Raw genomic sequence first — 18937 nt, 5'->3', positions numbered from 1 at the left:
TCTTGTTGGTAAAACAGATTTAAAACCACCTTCTGTAATAATGTATTGTTGACTAAAAATACCTGAGGATTCTGAACGCCCATAATAATTTAATTCAAACAAATAATCATTGGCTCTGTCTAAACCAAAACTAAAATAATCTCCATTGGAATTGTTGTGTAAAAAAGCTCCAGCAAAAATTCTAAAATCTAATTGTGTGTCTGATGTTGTTAATTTTCGATACCTAATATCTGCAGATACTTTAGAAAAACTATTAGACACCTCTGTGCTAAAAGTATACCTGTTTTCTTTGATTATATCTGGATTGATGTAATTGTAACTTAAACTAAAAACATTATAATTGTCCTGATCTGTTTTTATTTCAGTTGGAGCAACCTCTTTATTAATATGAACCATTTTTGCTCTAATAAATTCATTAGAAGCATCTCTTAAAGATTTTCTCTTAAAAATTACATCAACGTAAGGTATTAAAGAGCTGTAAGACAAATCTGGCGCATATTGTAATGTATTACCTAAAATACCATATGCTATTTTGTAAATACTGGTTTTTTCGAAAAACTGATTGTATAATACCGCAAACGATCCATTTATTTTTTTACTTTTTAATGCATATCCTGGAGAAATCTTAAATTCTAGATTTCTTGCAATAAGAGGTTTGTTGTGCAATTTAACACCTAATATTAATCCATCGTAAAAGTTATAACCAATTTTTGGTTGATAAAAAAGCTGGTTGTAATCAGGTGCTTTTACATCTTTAATTAATGAGAATTTAAAGGGTTTGTTAAAAAACTTCTTTTTTATATTATAGTAATTATCAAACGTATTGTATTCTGGATAGATATTTTCATAGTTTAAAGCCAATTTATCAAACTGATTTTTAGCAACAGAAATGGTTGTCTTGTCCTCTATATTTGGTAGCCATTTTTTTAAGGTTATTTTATTGTTTTTTAAACCGTAAAAAGCTACAGGTGCAGTAATATTTCGCTTATTTTTAATGGTAACTTTTAGGCTATCACCATCTTTATCTACATCTTCTATTGTATAGTCTATTTTTTTGTTTGTTTTTAGGAAATCGCCAAAAAACCAATCTACATCTTTTGATGTATTTTTTTGTAAAACCTTTTTAAAGTCTTGGCTAGAGGCAATTTTGCATTTATTTTTTTGGTAAAACTCTTTGATAGATTTGTTTAAAACAGTATCACCTAAAAAACCTTTTAAATAGGTAAAGCCTAAGCCAGCTTTATAGGTATTTACAATTTTTCTATTAAAATTTGATAAGGAATCTGCTGAGGTTGTAAGTGATTGATCTAAAAATGTTCTCGCTGTAAATTGATATACAAACGGGTATTTTTCATTAAACTTTAATTTAGAGATATTATAACGTTTTAAAAACCAAGAGTTAGATGCTTTTCCTAAAAGTTTAACTTCTGGATAATATTGGTTTACATATTCTATCATTAAATAGTTTTGTAAACCATCTATTAGCCAATATTCTTTTCTGCTATTTAATAATAAAGATTTTTTAATATATCTTTTGGAAAGAACTTTAAATAGGGTTAAGTCATACTTAAAAACGTCTGAAAATGGTCTTATAAACGCAGGCAATTGGCTTAATCCAAAAACTGGGTTTTTGCTTCGCATTACTTCGTCTATAAAAATATTTTCTATGGGGAGTTTTCCTAAATATTTTTCTAAAAATTGTAACTCTCTATTTAAAATGTTTTCGGTTAATTCTTTACCAATTTCTTTATTTAAAACATTGGTTTGTATGGTGTTTTTATCTGTTGAGTATTCTTTAAAAGAGTTATTTTCTGAAATGTTAATAATTACATCTTTTTCGTTTGTGCCTTTAAGTGTATAGCTGTTTTTTGTTGTGCTACTCGTTTTTGTTTCTGTTAAACTACTTATTAAATTCAGGTGTTTTGGTAGGCTAAAGTTGATGTTGAATGTGGTAAAATCTTCATACAAATCATCTAAATTTAAATTACTCATTAACTGCCAGCCATCTTTATAAATTGCTGGTGTGATGTACCAATATCTTAAATTGAATTTATTTTTACTAAAACCGTAATTTGTAAACTTTGCATTCGGTAGTTTTACTGTATAAGTAAGTGTGATTTTTTTATGATTACCTGGCAATAAAGGTGTATCTAAAAATATTTCTAAAATGTCTGGTCTGTTCTTTAGTTCATTATAAACAATACTTTTAAAGTCTATAGAAATATTTTTGATGGAGGTGAACCCTAAGTTTTTTTGACTTGCAAAATATAAGTCTTTTCTAAAATCTTTTATAAACCTTTTAGATAATGGTGTTTTTCTGTCTTTGTAACTATTAGGCCAATTATGAAAAAAAAGACGGGTTAAAGTGTCTTTAGAATTATTGAAATAAAGAATTTCTTGCTGTATTAAAAGTGTGTTTTTGTCTGTATTTAAACTAGCTTTAATGTTTATATTATTTTGTTGCGAAACACAATAAAAACTAAAAAATAAGAGTGTAATAGATATGTAAACAGACTTTGTCAATTATATTTTAATAAATTTTACGGGTTTGCTACTTTGTGTTTTTAAGTTTATTTATCCATACTCACTTTCTTCATTAGAATCATAACTAAGTATGTTGCAAAATATTGTTTTTATGCTGGCTTATTCATCTAAAGAAAAAGCAATTAAAAACATTTTTTTTAAAGCCATTTAGAAGTTAGGTTTTAATTGGTATTTAGAATAGAATTTATTTAAATGATCTATAGCTTCTTCAGCAGTATCTACCAATCTAAAAAGATTTAAGTCTTTTTCACTGATGTTTCCTTCTTCTAAAAGTGTATTTTTAATCCAATCTAGCAAACCTCCCCAGAATTTTTTACCCACTAAAATTATTGGAAAACGCCCAATTTTATGAGTTTGTATTAATGTAATTGCTTCAAAAAGCTCATCCATGGTACCAAAACCACCAGGCATCACTATAAAACCTTGTGAGTATTTTACAAACATAACTTTACGCACAAAAAAGTAGTCGAAATCTAAACTTTTTCCAGCATCTATCCAAGGATTATCATGTTGCTCAAAAGGTAATTCTATATTTAGTCCAACAGAAATTCCTTTACCTCTATTGGCACCTTTATTACCAGCCTCCATAATACCTGGGCCACCACCAGTAATAACTCCAAATCCATTTTGGGTTAATTGAAACGCAATTTCTTCTGCTAATTTGTAATAAGGATGATCTGGTTTTGTTCTAGCAGAACCAAATATAGAAACACTTGGGCCAATTTTACTCAACCTTTCATAGCCTTCTACAAACTCTGCCATAATTTTAAAGATGGCCCAAGAATCGTTTGTTTTTATTTCGTTCCAAGTTTTTTGTTGTAGTTTTTCACGTATTTTTCTATCGTCGTTTGTCATTTTTAGATTTATTAAGGCTCATTTATTTTTATAAAAATCAGTCCGCTAAATTAGTTCTTTTTTAAGAAATGTTAGAATAGAATTGATATGTTTAACACAAAATACTAGATTTGCCAGATTAAAAATAAAAATTGATTTATGATTTCAAGAAGACACCCTTTAATTACGTTGTTAATTCTTTTTAATTTTACAGTAATAAATGCTCAAAAAATAAGTGAAAATTACTCGAATTTACTTTTAAATAACAATACAAAAGAAGCTTTTAGGGAGTTTAAAAAAGAACATAAAAACCTAGATGAATCTATTGAATTGTTAATTACTAATGAAATTTTAAGGAATGAAAATGGCTTAATTAATGGATCCTCTGAAGGTTTTGTAGAAAAACTTAAAAAATTTCCTAATTACCAGTACTATTTATATTCTTTTTGGAACAATCCTTTTGTTTTTGATAACTACCTAAAAACTGGTTTTCATAATATTAATAAAAATACAATTGAAAGTTTTAAAGTAGATGATGTAAATAATAAAACCATAAAATATGCTTTACAATACCTAAAAGCAGTAAAAGACAGAGATGCTAAAAATTTTGCATCGTATAAAGAAAGAATTTCTACAATACCTGTTATTAAAAAATGGCAATTTTGTGGTGTTTTTGAAAACTTGAACAAAAGTGGGTTTGATAAGGCTTATGAACCTGAATCTTATGCAAAAGCTGATAAAGATTTTAATGCAAATTCTAACGGAATTATTAGATGGTACACACCAAACAAATTATTTACAACTGAAAGTTATCAATTTTATAGCAATCATTCAGAGTATGGTTATGGTGTGCATTATGCACAAACCTTTGTTACATCTAATTCAGTACAAAGAGTACAATTTAGATTGGGTAATTCTTCTGCATTTAAAGTTTGGCTAAACGATGTCTTAATTTATGAAAACGTCAATGATTTAGCGACAGATATAGATGCTTACAGAGTTAATGTTACTTTGCAAAAAGGTGTAAATAGATTGCTCATAAAAAATGCAGAAGGTAATGGACTGGGTTATTTTATTGCTAGATTATCTGATGAAAAAGGAAATGAAGTAAAAGGCTTAGAATATAGTTCAGATTATAAATCTTATACAAAAAGTACACTTGAATTTGTAAATCCAGAAAAAAAAGAAAGTGAAATAGAAACTTTCTTTAAGAATAAAATTATAGAAAAGCCAAACAGCTTTTTTTATAAATATGCACTTATTAATATCTATTTTAGAAATCAAAAATATATAGAAGCAAACCAGATTTTAAATCCTTTAATAGATAAATATCCTAAGAGCTCTTTACTTAGAATTTTAAAAACATATAGTTATAGTTTTGAAGGTAATTTTAATGCGGTTACAGAAGTAAATAACAACATTTATTTAGATGATCCAGATTATTACTACTCTTTAGTAAAAAAGACATCTGAGTTTAATAAAATGGCTCAAATGGATATTAAAGAGCTAGAAATATTTTTAGAAAAATTAAAAAAATCTACAGATTTTCCTGTACTTAAATATATGGCTAAATTTTTCTTAGATGCTAGAAACGAAGATTTGAAAGCTTTGAGAGAAACGATGGATTTGTTAAACAAAGCTGCGTCTGATAGGGTAAAAGTATTAGAACGTTTTATACCACTTTATGCAACCGTTTTTCAAGAACAAGACAAAACCATACAGGAATACGAAAAAATACTAACTAAAAGATTTAGCCCTTCTTTAGTAGTTGGTTTAGCTCGTTATTACGAAAAACTGAATAAAAAAGATGAGGTTATAAAAATGTATAAATCTTACAGTGATGCATTTCCTGAAGACAATACGTTACTTTTTAACTTGATAAAAAAAATGCATAGTTTTAAAATGTACAAAGCTTCTATACCTTATTTAGAAAAAATGTTAGAAAACTATCCATATTCCTTTCAAGCAATGGAGTATATGGGGAATGCTCAACAACAAATTGGAAATAAGAAAAAAGCATTAAAATATTTCGAAAATTCTTTAGTATATAATAATGGTAATTCGAAGTTATTAAAAAAAATAGAAACACTTTCTAGACAAGGTAATGTTTTAGACAAGTATGCAGAAAGTAATGTTTATAATTATGTAGAAAATAATAGAGGTAAAAATACAATTAATAACTATGGTGCAAATATTTTACTAGACAATAGAGTAGTGCAATTGTATAAAACAGGAACTGTAAAATCTAAAAATACTTTTGTATATGAAATGACATCAGAAAATGGGGTAGAAGATTATAAAGAATATAATTTAGGCTTAACAGGTAACTACACCATATTGAAATCAGAAATTATAAAGAAAGATAAAAGTGTAGTACCTGCAGAAAAAACAGGTTCTAAATTTGTGTTTAATGGTTTAGAGGTTGGTGATGTTATTTATGTTTCTTATCAATATTTATCTACAGGTTCTGGTAGGTTTTATAAAGATTATGTAGATAGTTATCAATTCGATTCAGAAAATTTTTGTTTAAGAACAAAATATACGTTAATAGTTTCTGACGAATTAGATATCAATTTTAAAGTAGAAAATGGAAAGTTACCTTACACAAAAAAATCAATAGATAATTATACGGTACATAATTGGGAGCTTGTAAATGCACCAGAATTACCAAAGAGCGAAGATTATAGACCTGCATCTGCAGATTATGCAAGAGTATTACATATTAGTACCATAAAGTCTTGGAATGTTATAGCAAATTGGTATTCAGACCTGGTAAGGTCTCAATCTGTTTTTAATGCTGATGTTGATAAAAAATACAAAGAAATTTTTCCAGAAGAAAATGAGCTTTCATTATCGGAAACAGAAAGAGCTAAAAGAATTTATTATTATTTAATGAATAACTTTAACTATAGCTTTGTCGAGTTTAAGCAAAGTGGTTTTGTACCACAAAAACCAGCAAAAACCATTTCTTCTAAATTAGGAGATTGTAAAGATTTTTCTACATTGTTCGCAACATTTGCTAGAAAAGCAGGCTTAGACGTAAATTTAGTGCTTGTTTTAACTTCAGACTATGGTAAAAAATCTTTAATATTACCATCACAAGATTTTAACCACTGTATCGTAAAAGTTAATTTAGAAGGTAAAGAACAGTTTTTAGAATTAACAGATAAAAATATGCCTTTTAAATCTGTGCCAAATAGTTTGTTAAATGCTACGGCATTAGAAATACCTTATATGTCTAATACAAACAAAACCTATAAGCTTTTTAACATAGGAAACATGGCAGGTATTAAGTCTAATAATATCTCTAAAGTTTCTTTAAAAATAGATGAAAACAATGTGCAAAATTTAACGGTAAACTCTAATATTTCGGGGAGTTTATCTTCTGCATACTTTACAATTTTTAACAAAGCAAATTACGAACTTATTAAAAAAGATATAGACGAAGATTTTAAAGGAAGAATCGGAGATTTGGTTTTAGATTCAGTGATGCATATAAATGCTAAAAAAGGAAATAATTTTGTTAGTTATGATGCAACAATGCATATCAACGATAAAATGAATCAAATGGGATCTATGACCTTTTTTAAATTGCCAATGGTTTCTCATGCATATAACTCTAGTATTGTTGGTACAGAAGAAAGAAAGTACCCAATAATGTATCAAAATTACGAAAATGCAAATTTCTATAAAACCGTTTATACCATTGAGTTACCAGAAAATAAAAAATTTATAGAAATACCAGAAAATAAAAGTTTTACTTATAAGAAACACTCTTATGCAATTAATTTTAAATCATTAAAAAATAATTTGTTAGAAATAGAATTTATTGGTAAACCAGATTTAGCAGATATTTCTGTAGAAGATTATGCTTCTTTTAAAACATATGTTGATAGTGTTTTAAAAGCAAAAGATATTTTAATTGGTTTTAAATAAATTGTATTATTAATGATAAATTAAAAAGCAAAAAGCGTCAAAAAACTTATTTAATAAAGTTTTTTGATGCTTTTTAAATTAGTTTTTCCTACAACAGCTTCTTTAAAAATTTTGCAGTATAACTTTTTTTATGTTTGGCAACTGCTTCAGGAGTTCCTGTAGTCAATATTTTTCCACCTTTTTTACCACCTTCCATACCAACATCAATAATATAATCGGCTAATTTTACTACATCTAAATTGTGTTCTATAATTAACACAGTATTCCCTTTGTTGGCTAATTTATTTAATACATCCATTAAAACCCTAATATCTTCAAAGTGAAGACCTGTTGTAGGTTCGTCTAAAATATAAAAGGTGTTTCCTGTATCTCTTTTAGAAAGTTCTGCTGCCAATTTTATACGTTGCGCCTCACCACCAGAAAGTGTAGTAGACTGTTGCCCAAGTGTTATGTAGCCCAAGCCAACATCTTTAATAGTTTTTAATTTTCGATGTATTTTTGGTATGTTCTCAAAGAAATCTGTAGCATCTTCAATGGTCATATTCAAAACATCAGAAATCGATTTTCCCTTATATCTAATTTCTAAAGTTTCTCTGTTAAAACGTTTTCCTTGACAGGTTTCACATTCTACTTGAACGTCTGGTAAAAAATTCATTTCTATCACACGAACACCACCACCTTGACAAGTTTCACATCGTCCACCTTTCACATTGAAAGAAAAGCGTCCAGGTTTGTAACCACGAATGGCAGCTTCTGGAGTTTTGGCAAATAAACTTCTAATTTCGTCAAAGGTTTTTGTGTAGGTTGCTGGGTTAGATCTTGGGGTTCTACCAATTGGTGATTGGTCAATGTCAATAACTTTATCTACATGTTCTAAACCTTCTATTTTTTTATAAGGCATTGGTTTTTTTACACCTCTGTAAATGTGCGCATTTAAAATAGGGTATAAAGTTTCGTTAATTAAGGTAGATTTACCACTACCAGAAACACCAGTTACACAAATCATTTTACCTAACGGAAATTCTACAGAGACATTTTTCAAATTATTACCAGAAGCGCCTTTTAATTTGATGGTTTTTCCATTTCCTTCTCGTCTTTCTGTTGGAACTTCTATTTTCTTTTTTCCAGTAATATAATCTGCAGTTAAGGTTCTTTGCTTTTTAAGTTCTTTAAAAGTACCTGCAGACACTATTTCCCCACCATGTCTTCCTGCTCCAGGGCCAATATCAAAAACAAAATCAGCATTTTCTATCATATCTTGGTCATGTTCTACCACCAAAACAGAATTACCAATATCTCTTAATTTTACTAAAGAATCTATTAATTTTTGATTGTCTCTCTGATGCAAGCCAATACTTGGTTCGTCTAAAATATATAAAACGCCTACTAATTGAGATCCTATTTGTGTTGCCAAACGTATTCTTTGTGCCTCACCACCAGAAAGCGATTTAGAGGTTCTATCTAAAGTTAAATAATCTAGACCAACATCTAATAAAAACTGAATTCTAGTTCTTATTTCTTTTAGAATTTCTGTGGCAATGGTAACTTGTTTTTGAGATAAACTTTTCTCAATATTTTTAAACCATGCAGCCAATTCAGTCACATCCATTTGTGCCAAATCGCTAATATTTTTTTCTAAAATTTTAAAATGAAGCGCTTCTTTTTTAAGACGTTTTCCTTTACAGGTAGAACATGTAACTTCGTCCATAAAGTTTTTTGCCCAACGTTTTATAGAGGTGCTTTCGGCATTATCATATTGGTTGGTAATAAAGGCTACAATACCCTCAAAATCTATTTTGTAATTTCTACGAACACCTACAGTTTTAGATTCGATTTCAAAAGATTCATTACCACCATTTAAAATAATGTCTAAAGCTTCTTTTGGGATGTCTTTAATAGCATCTGTTAACTTAAATTGGTAACGTTCTGCAATATTTTGAATTTGCTTAAAAATCCAACTACTTTTTTGTTCTCCTAAAGGTACAATTCCACCATTTTTAATAGAAACAGCATCATTAGGTATTACCTTTTTTAGATTGATTTCATTGGTAATTCCCAAGCCATTGCAAGAATTACAAGCACCCTTTGGTGAGTTAAAAGAAAATGTATTAGGTTCTGGATTTGGGTAAGCAATTCCTGTAGTTGGGCACATCAATTCTCTACTAAAATAGCGAGGTTCATTGGTGTCCACATCAATAACCATCATAATATTATTACCAGAATATAGTGCTGTTTTTATAGTTTCATCTAAACGTTTGTCTATAGAATTATTTACAATCAATCTATCAATTACAACCTCAATATCATGTGTTTTGTAACGATCTAATTTCATCCCCTTTTCGAGTTCTCTAATTTCTCCATCAACACGAACTCTAACAAAACCTTGTTTAGAAATTTGCTCAAAAAGTTCACGATAATGCCCTTTTCTAGATTTAATTAAGGGGGCTAAAACAGCGATTCTTTTTTCGTTAAAATCATCTAAAATTAATTGTTTTATTTGTTCGTCAGAATAGCTTACCATTTTTTGGTTGGTGTTGTATGAATAAGCATCTGCAGCTCTTGCAAATAAAAGTCGTAAAAAGTCGTAAATTTCTGTTATAGTTCCTACTGTAGAGCGCGGACTTTTATTGGTTGTTTTTTGTTCAATAGAAATAACAGGAGATAAGCCATCAATTTTATCTACATCTGGTCTTTCTAAACCACCCAAAAATTGCCTTGCATAGGCAGAAAAAGTTTCAATATAACGTCTTTGTCCTTCTGCATATATGGTATCAAAAGCTAAAGAAGATTTTCCACTACCACTTAAACCAGTAATTACTACCAATTTTTCACGTGGTATTTTTACATCAATATTCTTTAAATTATGTGCTCTTGCTCCGTAAACTTCTATAAATTCTTGCTCTTTCAAATGTGGGTTTTTTCAGAAAAAAGCAAAGTTAATCAATAGAAATTTAATTTCTACACCAAACTATAAACCTTTAACAATGTTTTCTGTAAAAGGAGTAACAATTTACTATTGAAAAAAGCGTAATAAATAGTATCTTGCCATATATTTTAATAAATATGATACATAGTATAAGACATTATTTTGAAAGAAATGGTTTTGGTGTTTTTTCTAGGTTAGCAGATAGATTAGGTATGAGAGCTGTTAATGTGAGGTTGTTTTTTATATATGTTACCTTTTTTACAGTAGGTTTGTCTTTTGGTTTGTATTTAACGATGGCTTTTTTATTAAAATTAAAGGATAAAATTTACACAAAAAGAAGTTCCGTTTTTGACTTATAAACTATGCCAATTCTACAATCTAAAATAAAAAGAATTGCCATTTTGGTAACATCAGTGCTAACAGTTGGTACTGTAGGATACATGTGGTTGTCTAATTACAGTTTTGTTGATGCTGTTTACATGACAGTAATTACAGTTACTACAGTTGGTTTTGGGGAGCTGAGACCTTTTTCTCCAGAGGAAAAAGTATTTACAATTTTTTTAATTTTAACCAGTATTACTCTTTTTGGTTATGCAGTTTCTGCATTTTCTGAATATCTGGTTAGTGGTAAATTATTTGAACATTTTAAACACAGAAAAGTGGAAAAGCGAATAGGACATTTAAAAGGCCATACCATTGTTTGTGGTTTTGGTAGAAATGGAAAACAAGCCATTGTAAAACTAAAAAATTATAATAAGAAATTTGTTGTTGTAGAAAAAGACAAAGATATTATTGATTTTTTAGACTCAGAAAACATTTTAAATATAGAGGGTGATGCTACTTTAGATGAAACTCTACTAAAGGCAGGTATTAACAATGCAGCATTTTTAATTACTGCTTTACCTTCTGACGCAGATAATTTATTTGTTGTTTTAACTGCAAGTCAATTAAATAAGAATTGTACAATTATAAGTAGAGCTTCTAACGAATCATCTTACAGTAAACTAAAAATTGCAGGTGCAAATAACGTAATTATGCCAGATAAATTGGGTGGTAATCACATGGCATCTTTAGTAACTACACCAGATGTTATAGAGTTTGTAGATCGATTAACAATAGAAGGAGAAACTACTGCAAATTTAGAAGAAATTGCAGTAGATGATTTACCTAAAAAATACATCAACAAAACTATTTTAGATTTAGATTTAAGAAGACAGACAGGTTGTACTGTAATCGGTTTTAGAAATCCTGATAAGGATTATGTAATAAACCCAGAAGCAGACATAAATCTGATTGAAGGTTCGCATTTGATTGTTTTAGGTAGACCAGAACAAATTATAAAACTTAGAGAATTGTTTTAATGAACAAAGTAATTATTACAGGTAGTAATGGATTGTTGGGGCAATCTTTGTTAACGTTATTTTTGAAAGAAAAAGATAAATACCAAATTTTTGGTTTTTCTAGAGGTAAAAATAGAAGTGGTAGAACAGATTTCGAATATGTTTCTATTGATATTACTAATGAGAGTAAATTAAAAAATCAAGTTAATAAAATTAAACCTGATTTTATTATAAACACAGCTGCAATGACCCAAGTAGATGATTGTGAAACGAACAAACAAGCTTGTGATACTCTAAATGTAGCCGTTGTAAAATGGTTGACAGAAATTTCATCAACCATAAATTGCCATTTAATACATATTTCTACCGATTTTATTTTTGATGGTAAAAAAGGGAATTATAAAGAAACAGACACCCCTAATCCTTTAAGTTATTATGGATGGTCTAAATTAAAGTCTGAAGAGGTTTTAACCAACTCAAAAATTGATTTTACAATTTTAAGAACCATTCTAGTTTATGGTAAGGTTTACGATATGAGTAGAAATAACATTGTGCTTTGGGTGAAAAAAATGTTAGAAGAGCAAAAAGAAATTACCATTGTAAACGATCAATTTAGAACACCAACCTATGTTGTAGATTTGGCAATGGCATGCAAATTAGCAATTGATAAGAAAGCAACAGGAGTTTTTAATGTAGCATCCAATACACTATTAAGTATATACGAAATAGCACAAGAAATTGCTGCTTGTTTTGAGCTAAATAAATGTTTGATAAAACCAATTTCTACTGCAACTTTAAATCAAACAGCACCAAGACCAGCAAAAACAGGTTTCGACTTAACAAAAACGAATAACCAGTTAGGGTTGTATCCAAAATCTTTTAAAGAAGACCTAAAAAGATTTAAAGAAAAATTAATATAAAAACCATATTTAACTCATAAAAGTTGTTAAAAGCGCAATTTTTTATGATATTGCAAGCCACTAATTTAAAAATAATCAAACATATTATGAAGAAAAAACTTCTTTCGTTATTGCTTTTAGCATTTCCAATTATATCATTTGCACAAAGCACAACAGATAGTATAGACGCAACTTTTAAAGATTATACAGGTTGGTTTGTAGACGCTATTTTTTATGAAATTCCGTTTTCAGATACTTTTCAAATACCTTGGGTATTAATTGTATTAATTGGTGGTGCCTTGTTTTTTACATTTTACTTTAAATTTATAAATTTTACTGGTTTTTTAACGGCTATACAAGTAGTTAGAGGTAAGTATGAAGATATTGAAAAACATGGTGTAGATAAACTTTATGGAGAAAATGCACAACAAGCAGTTGTAGATAAAGAAAATAATGAAAAAGCTTACGGAGATCAAACTCCTGGTGGAGATTTAATTGAAACAATAAGAGATGAAAGTGCAGATGGAGAAGTTTCTCACTTTCAGGCACTAACTGCTGCATTATCAGCAACAGTTGGCCTAGGTAATATTGCAGGTGTAGCAGTGGCTTTATCTATTGGTGGTCCAGGTGCAACATTTTGGATGATTGTTGCTGGTCTTTTAGGAATGGCATCAAAATTTGCAGAATGTACGTTGGGTGTAAAATATAGAGATGTTGGTGAAGATGGAACTGTTTATGGTGGACCAATGTATTATTTAACCAAAGGGTTAAAAGAAAAAGGAGCAGGTGGTTTAGGTAAAGTTTTAGCAGTATTATTTGCAATCTTTGTAATTGGAGGTTCATTTGGTGGTGGAAACATGTTTCAAGCAAACCAAGCAGCTGCACAGTTTACAAAATTATTCGAGTTAACAGGGCCAAATGCAGGTTTATATTTTGGTTTAGTAATGGCTGTTTTAGTAGCAGTTGTAATTATTGGTGGTATTAAAAGAATTGCTTCTGTAACAGAAAAAGTAGTTCCTTTTATGGCTGGAATTTATGTTTTAGCAGCCTTAATTATATTGTTTGCTAATTTTAGTTTAATTGATGATGCCTTTGCTTTAATTTACGAAGGCGCATTTTCTGGATTAGGTATTGCAGGTGGTTTAATAGGTGTGATGATTCAAGGTATACGAAGAGGAGCATTTTCTAACGAAGCAGGTGTAGGTTCTGCAGCAATTGCACACTCTGCAGTGAGAACTAAATATCCTGCAAGTGAAGGTATTGTTGCTTTATTAGAGCCTTTTGTAGATACTGTAGTAATTTGTACAATGACAGCCTTGGTAATTATCATTACAAATTTTGATGGGCAGTTTATGCAATATGGAGTAGAAATTAAAGAAGGTGTAGAGTTAACTGCTATTGCATTTGATTCTGTAATACCTCACTTCTCAGTAGTATTAACAATTGCAGTTATATTATTTGCTTTTTCTACTATGATTTCTTGGTCATACTATGGTATGCAAGGTTGGAAATTCTTATTTGGTAAAGGTAAAATTACAGATTTGGTTTATAAAATATTATTTTTGATGTTTGTGGTTGTTGGAGCTTCTATTAGTTTAGGTGCCGTAATTGATTTCTCTGATGCAATGATTTTTGCAATGGTAGTGCCAAACATTATTGGTGTAATCATGTTATCTCCAATCATTAAAAAAGAGTTAAGTAAATATATGAATGCTATCAATAAAAAAGAAGAAGCAATAGAAGATGGTGCTGTTGATATTAACGAGCATATGTAAAAAACAATTTATATGAAATTTTTAAAACCCCATTTCTGGTATAATAAAAGCCAAAGAAATGGGGTTTTTTTATTGGCTTTACTTATTTTAATTTTTCAAGGAATTATTTTCTTTGCCGATTTTTCTTCCCAAGAAAAAGTAGATTTCAATTCTCCACAAATTTTAGCATTTCACAGTAAAATTGATAGTTTAAAGCTAGTTGAACTAGAAAATAGAAAACCCAAAATATTTCCTTTTAACCCCAATTATATTACAGATTATAAAGGTGAACAACTAGGGATGTCTTTAAAGGAAATAGATCGGTTGTTAGCATTTAGAAAAACTAACAAATTTGTAAACTCTAAAGAAGACTTTCAGCAAGTAACAAAAATTTCAGATTCTTTATTAAATAAAATAGCTCCTTATTTTAAATTTCCAGATTGGGTAGTGCAGAGAAATCGTAATCAACAAAAAGGATTTAATACGAATGCTAGTAAAACAAAAAAATATGGTGAAAGCTCTTATAACAATAAACCCAAACACATAATAACATCCACAGATATCAATAAAGCAACACAAGAAGATTTTAAAACCATTTATGGTGTTGGAGAAAAATTATCAGAAAGAATTATTAAGTATCGTTCTAAATTACAAGGATTTTCTTTAGATAAACAACTCTTCGAAGTTTGGGGTTTAAAAAAAGAAGTAGCTGAAAAAGTATTAGAAATATTCAAAATTGTAGAAAAACCGATTATCGTAAAAGAAAATGTAAATACATTAACATTCAAGCAGTTATTGAAAAATCCCTATATAGATTATGAACTTTGTAAAAAGATTTTCGACTACAGAGATCAAGTTGCTGAACTTCAGGATATAAAAGAATTAACAAATATCAAGGGTTTTCCTTTAGATAAATATGATAGAATAGTCTTATATTTGGTAGCTGAATAAACAACTAAAAAAAGTACTGAATGAGTAGTATCTATTTTACAGAAGAGCATGAAGCTTTTCGTGCAAGTTTTAAAGATTTTTTACAAAAAGAAGTAGTCCCTCATATAGAAAAGTGGGAGAAAACAGGAACTATAGAGCGTTTCATTTGGAAAAAATTCGGAGAAATGGGTTACTTTGGTTTATCAACTCCCGAGCAATATGGAGGGTTAGATTTAGACCTTTTTTATACGGTAATATTTTTAGAAGAAATGCAGAAAATAAATTCTGGTGGCTTTGCAGCAGCAATGTGGGCTCACGAGTATTTAGCAATGACGCATTTAAACAAAGAGGCAAGCGAAGCAACAAAACAAAAATATTTAATACCAAGTGTAGAAGGCGATAAAATTGGTTGTTTGTGTATTACAGAACCTTTTGGAGGTTCAGATGTTGCAGGCATGCGTTCTACAGCAATTAAAAAAGGAGATAAATATATTTTAAATGGCTCAAAAACATTTATTACCAATGGTGTTTATTCAGACTATTTAATAGTTGCTGCAAAAACAGATCCATCTGATAAATATAAAGGAATTAGCATTTTTGTGGTAGATAGAGATACTAAAGGTATTTCTGCAACCAAATTAGATAAATTAGGTTGGCGTGCATCAGATACAGGAGAAATTGCTTTTGATAATGTAGAAATTCCAGCAGAAAATATATTAGGCGAAGAGGGTAAAGGTTTCCCATACATTATGCAACACTTTGCTTTAGAAAGACTTTTAATGGGCGTAAATGCACATGCGAGAGCAGATTTTGCAGTAGACTATGCCATCAAATATATGCAAGAAAGAGTAGCGTTTGGTAAGTCTTTAGACAGGTTTCAAGCACTAAGACACAAGATTGCAGAAATGGCAAGTAGAGTAGATATGTGTAGAGAATACAACTATTCAATAGCCAAAAGGTTAGACCAAGGCAATTATGTTGTAAAAGAAGCAAGTATGTCAAAATTACTATCTACAAAAATGGCAGATGAAGTTATTTACGAAGCCTTACAGCTCTTAGGAGGTTATGGTTACATGGAAGAATATCCTATGGCACGTTTGTTAAGAGACAGTAGATTAGGTCCGATAGGAGGTGGTACTTCTGAAATTTTAAAAGAGATTATCGCAAAAATGATAATTGATAATAAGGAGTACAAACCAGCAACATAATTTTTTATTAACTGATTACTGCTAACTGCTAATTGATAACTGTATTCGGGCCTTCCCTAAAGGTCGGGCTTTACGTTATATCTTCTTATACTGAATTTATTTCAGCATCCCTCGTTGTTAATACACCGATTTAATTACCATAAAAAAAGATGCTAGATTTAGTTTATCATAAAAAGGATGCCACTTCAATCCCTAACGCGAGCTAGTTATATAAAATAAAATGAATAAAAAATTTGTAATTCATAATTAATAACTACATTTGCAGTCCAAAAAATAAAAACAAATAGTTTTATAACTATAAAAATATAAAGATACTTATGAAGGGAGGTGCCAACTTATGTTAATTATACCAGTAAAAGAAGGAGAGAATATAGATAGAGCGTTAAAGCGTTACAAAAGAAAGTTTGACAGAACAAAAACAATGAAGAACTTACGTAACAGAAAAAACTTTACAAAGCCATCTGTAGCTAAAAGAGCTCAAAGAATCAAAGCATCTTACGTTCAAAGATTAAGAACACAAGAAGAAGTAGGTTAGTGAAACTCAATTTTGAAAAGACCAAAGGTCGCATTCAAAATTGTAAGTTGAACTAATCCCGATTTCAGATCGGGATCTTAGCTTAAAATAATAATCCGTAGAATTTATTTCTACGGATTTTTTTATGTCCAAAATTTTGTAGATTTACAACAAACAATATTTTAAAAATTTTGATAGAATCTTTTTTAGAATACTTATCCTTAGAAAAAAAATATGCTGTACATACTATAACAGCTTATAAAACCGATTTGTTAGCGTTTAAAGACTTTATAGAAACAGAATATAAAGTAGTAGACCTTACAGAAGTTCATTATCCACAAATAAGAACCTGGATTGTTGCTTTAGTAAATCAAAAAATATCAAACACTACTATAAACAGAAAAATTAGCTCATTAAAATCATTTTATAAATTTCTTCAAAAAACAGAGCAAATAGAAAAAAATCCATTATTGAAGCATAAATCTTTAAAAACACCGAAAAAAGTACAGGTGCCATTTACGGTTAAAGAAATAAGCAATGCTATAGATATTAATACAGAAGAAAATAATTTTACAAGCTTAAGAAATAAACTTTTAATAGAACTTTTATATTCTACAGGAATCAGAAGAACAGAGCTTATCAATTTAAAAGATAGAGATATAAATGTTGCAGAAAGAACCATAAAAGTTTTAGGGAAAAGAAATAAAGAAAGATATGTGCCTTTGTTAGCAACAGTTATTCAAACATTAAAGGGGTATCAAAAAGAAAAAAACAAAATTTCAGTAAAATCAGAATACTTATTTATTACATCAAAAGGAAATAAAATATATGAAACACTTGTTTACAGAATTATTAATTCTTACTTTAGTAGAGTCTCAGAAAAGGTGAAAAAGAGTCCACATATACTAAGGCACTCTTTTGCAACACATCTTTTAAATGAAGGCGCAGATTTAAATTCAGTAAAAGAATTGCTAGGGCATTCATCCCTAGCCTCAACACAAGTCTATACGCACAATAGTCTTGACGCAATAAAAAAAGTGTATAATCAAGCTCATCCAAAGAGCGTAAAAAAAAGATGACGTATGAAAGTATTCACCCAATCCGTAAATTTTAATGCAGACAGTAAATTAATTGATTTTGTAGAGATTAAAGTTTCAACCTTATCAAAATTTCACGACAAAATTGTAGATGCAGAAGTTTTTTTAAAAGTTCAAAATACAAGTGACAAAGAAAATAAGATTACAGAAGTTAAAATAAATATCCCCGGTAAAGAATTAATAATTAAAAGAGAAACAAAAACCTTCGAAGAAGGCGTTAATTCTGCTGTGGACAACTTAAAAAGACAGTTAAAAAGATCTAAAGAAAAACATAGAGATTCATTAATATCATAAAATGATAAAAAAAAGTAAAAAAAAATTATAAAAAGTTTTAGAATATAAAAAAACTTTATACATTTGCAATCCGTTAGAAATAGCGGATTGTTTTTTTATAAAAACAGCCGATGTAGCTCAGCTGGCTAGAGCAGCTGATTTGTAATCAGCAGGTCGTGGGTTCGAGTCCCTCCATCGGCTCTAAAAAAATAAATTGCAATTGCAATTTTGTTCATTGAAATAGTAAATTTAAGGGGAGATACTCAAGCGGCCAACGAGGACGGACTGTAACTCCGTTGACTATGTCTTCGCAGGTTCGAATCCTGCTCTCCCCACAATTTACATATTGCGAAAGTAGCTCAGTTGGTAGAGCGTCAGCCTTCCAAGCTGAATGTCGCCGGTTCGAACCCGGTCTTTCGCTCAAATAATTTACGAGTTACGAAACAAGAAATACAAATCGTAAATCTAAATCGGCAGTAGTAAATTAATTGCCGATGTAGCTCAGTTGGTAGAGCGCATCCTTGGTAGGGATGAGGTCATGGGTTCAAATCCCATCATTGGCTCACTTTAAAAAGTATTATTAGACACTAAATATATTTAAACTAAGAATTAAAATTAATAATTATGGCAAAAGGAACTTTTGACCGTTCGAAACCACACTTAAACATTGGTACTATCGGAC

Annotated in this window: 13 protein-coding genes and 4 tRNA genes; 14 read left to right on the top strand and 3 right to left on the bottom strand. The window is 29.5% G+C overall.

All coding sequences use genetic code 11. The annotated features are described in order from the left end of the window. Together ACTG3S_RS07555 and ACTG3S_RS07550 are read right to left on the bottom strand one after the other, a co-directional pair. On the bottom strand, positions 1-2523 hold a 2523-nt coding region (locus tag ACTG3S_RS07555; protein WP_439128744.1), incomplete at its 3' end, for an aminopeptidase. A 168-nt stretch (positions 2524-2691) separates the two neighbouring features. Continuing rightward, the gene (locus tag ACTG3S_RS07550) at positions 2692-3399 is read right to left on the bottom strand and encodes a TIGR00730 family Rossman fold protein (protein ID WP_439128743.1); all 708 of its coding nucleotides are present in this window, start codon (positions 3397-3399) and stop codon (positions 2692-2694) included. A gap of 138 nt (positions 3400-3537) precedes the next feature. Between ACTG3S_RS07550 and ACTG3S_RS07545 the strand changes: the two genes are divergently transcribed. Then, positions 3538-7314 carry a transglutaminase domain-containing protein gene (locus tag ACTG3S_RS07545; protein WP_439128742.1) on the top strand — a complete coding sequence of 1259 codons (3777 nt, stop codon included), beginning with the start codon at positions 3538-3540 and terminating at the stop codon, positions 7312-7314. An 88-nt stretch (positions 7315-7402) separates the two neighbouring features. Here ACTG3S_RS07545 and uvrA read toward each other — a convergent pair whose 3' ends face one another. Then, positions 7403-10222, bottom strand: a complete 2820-nt coding sequence (gene uvrA, locus ACTG3S_RS07540) for an excinuclease ABC subunit UvrA (RefSeq protein WP_439128741.1) — start codon at positions 10220-10222, stop codon at positions 7403-7405. Between the two features lie 155 nt (positions 10223-10377). Here uvrA and ACTG3S_RS07535 point away from each other — a divergent pair, with 155 nt between their 5' ends. The 13 genes from ACTG3S_RS07535 (at position 10378) to ACTG3S_RS07475 (ending at position 18818) form a co-directional block, all read left to right on the top strand. After that, on the top strand, positions 10378-10599 hold the full coding sequence (locus ACTG3S_RS07535) for a PspC domain-containing protein (protein ID WP_439128740.1): 222 nt from the start codon (positions 10378-10380) through the stop codon (positions 10597-10599). 3 nt (positions 10600-10602) lie between these two features. Beyond that, entirely contained in the window at positions 10603-11601 is a 999-nt protein-coding gene (locus ACTG3S_RS07530) for a potassium channel family protein (protein ID WP_439128739.1), read from the top strand. Continuing rightward, positions 11601-12500, top strand: a complete 900-nt coding sequence (locus ACTG3S_RS07525; protein WP_439128738.1) for an SDR family oxidoreductase — start codon at positions 11601-11603, stop codon at positions 12498-12500. The genes ACTG3S_RS07530 and ACTG3S_RS07525 overlap by 1 nt, the downstream gene beginning before the upstream one ends. Positions 12501-12586: 86 nt before the next feature. Then, positions 12587-14254, top strand: a complete 1668-nt coding sequence (locus ACTG3S_RS07520; protein WP_439128737.1) for an alanine/glycine:cation symporter family protein — start codon at positions 12587-12589, stop codon at positions 14252-14254. A 12-nt stretch (positions 14255-14266) separates the two neighbouring features. After that, positions 14267-15184 (top strand): helix-hairpin-helix domain-containing protein, encoded by a 918-nt coding sequence (locus ACTG3S_RS07515; RefSeq protein WP_439128736.1) that lies wholly within the window; start codon positions 14267-14269, stop codon positions 15182-15184. A gap of 20 nt (positions 15185-15204) precedes the next feature. Further along, a complete protein-coding gene (locus ACTG3S_RS07510) occupies positions 15205-16371 on the top strand; it encodes an acyl-CoA dehydrogenase family protein (protein WP_439128735.1) in 1167 nt (388 codons plus the stop codon). A 337-nt stretch (positions 16372-16708) separates the two neighbouring features. Next, positions 16709-16906 (top strand): 30S ribosomal protein S21, encoded by a 198-nt coding sequence (gene rpsU / locus ACTG3S_RS07505; RefSeq protein ID WP_015480739.1) that lies wholly within the window; start codon positions 16709-16711, stop codon positions 16904-16906. Positions 16907-17073: 167 nt separating this feature from the next. Beyond that, positions 17074-17964, top strand: a complete 891-nt coding sequence (locus tag ACTG3S_RS07500) for a tyrosine-type recombinase/integrase (protein WP_439128758.1) — start codon at positions 17074-17076, stop codon at positions 17962-17964. 3 nt (positions 17965-17967) lie between these two features. Next, positions 17968-18276 (top strand): ribosome hibernation-promoting factor, HPF/YfiA family, encoded by a 309-nt coding sequence (hpf, locus tag ACTG3S_RS07495; protein ID WP_439128734.1) that lies wholly within the window; start codon positions 17968-17970, stop codon positions 18274-18276. Positions 18277-18382: 106 nt separating this feature from the next. Continuing rightward, positions 18383-18456 (top strand) — tRNA-Thr (locus ACTG3S_RS07490). 52 nt (positions 18457-18508) lie between these two features. Then, positions 18509-18590: transfer RNA gene (locus ACTG3S_RS07485), tRNA-Tyr, on the top strand. Positions 18591-18603: 13 nt separating this feature from the next. After that, a tRNA-Gly gene (locus ACTG3S_RS07480) sits at positions 18604-18676 on the top strand. A gap of 69 nt (positions 18677-18745) precedes the next feature. Continuing rightward, positions 18746-18818: transfer RNA gene (locus ACTG3S_RS07475), tRNA-Thr, on the top strand. The last annotated feature ends 119 nt before the right edge of the window (positions 18819-18937 follow it).

The sequence above is a fragment of the Polaribacter sp. genome, from assembly GCF_965656025.1.
In the GTDB taxonomy this organism is placed as follows: Bacteria; Bacteroidota; Bacteroidia; order Flavobacteriales; family Flavobacteriaceae; genus Polaribacter.
This window is presented reverse-complemented; position numbering and strand designations above follow the sequence as displayed.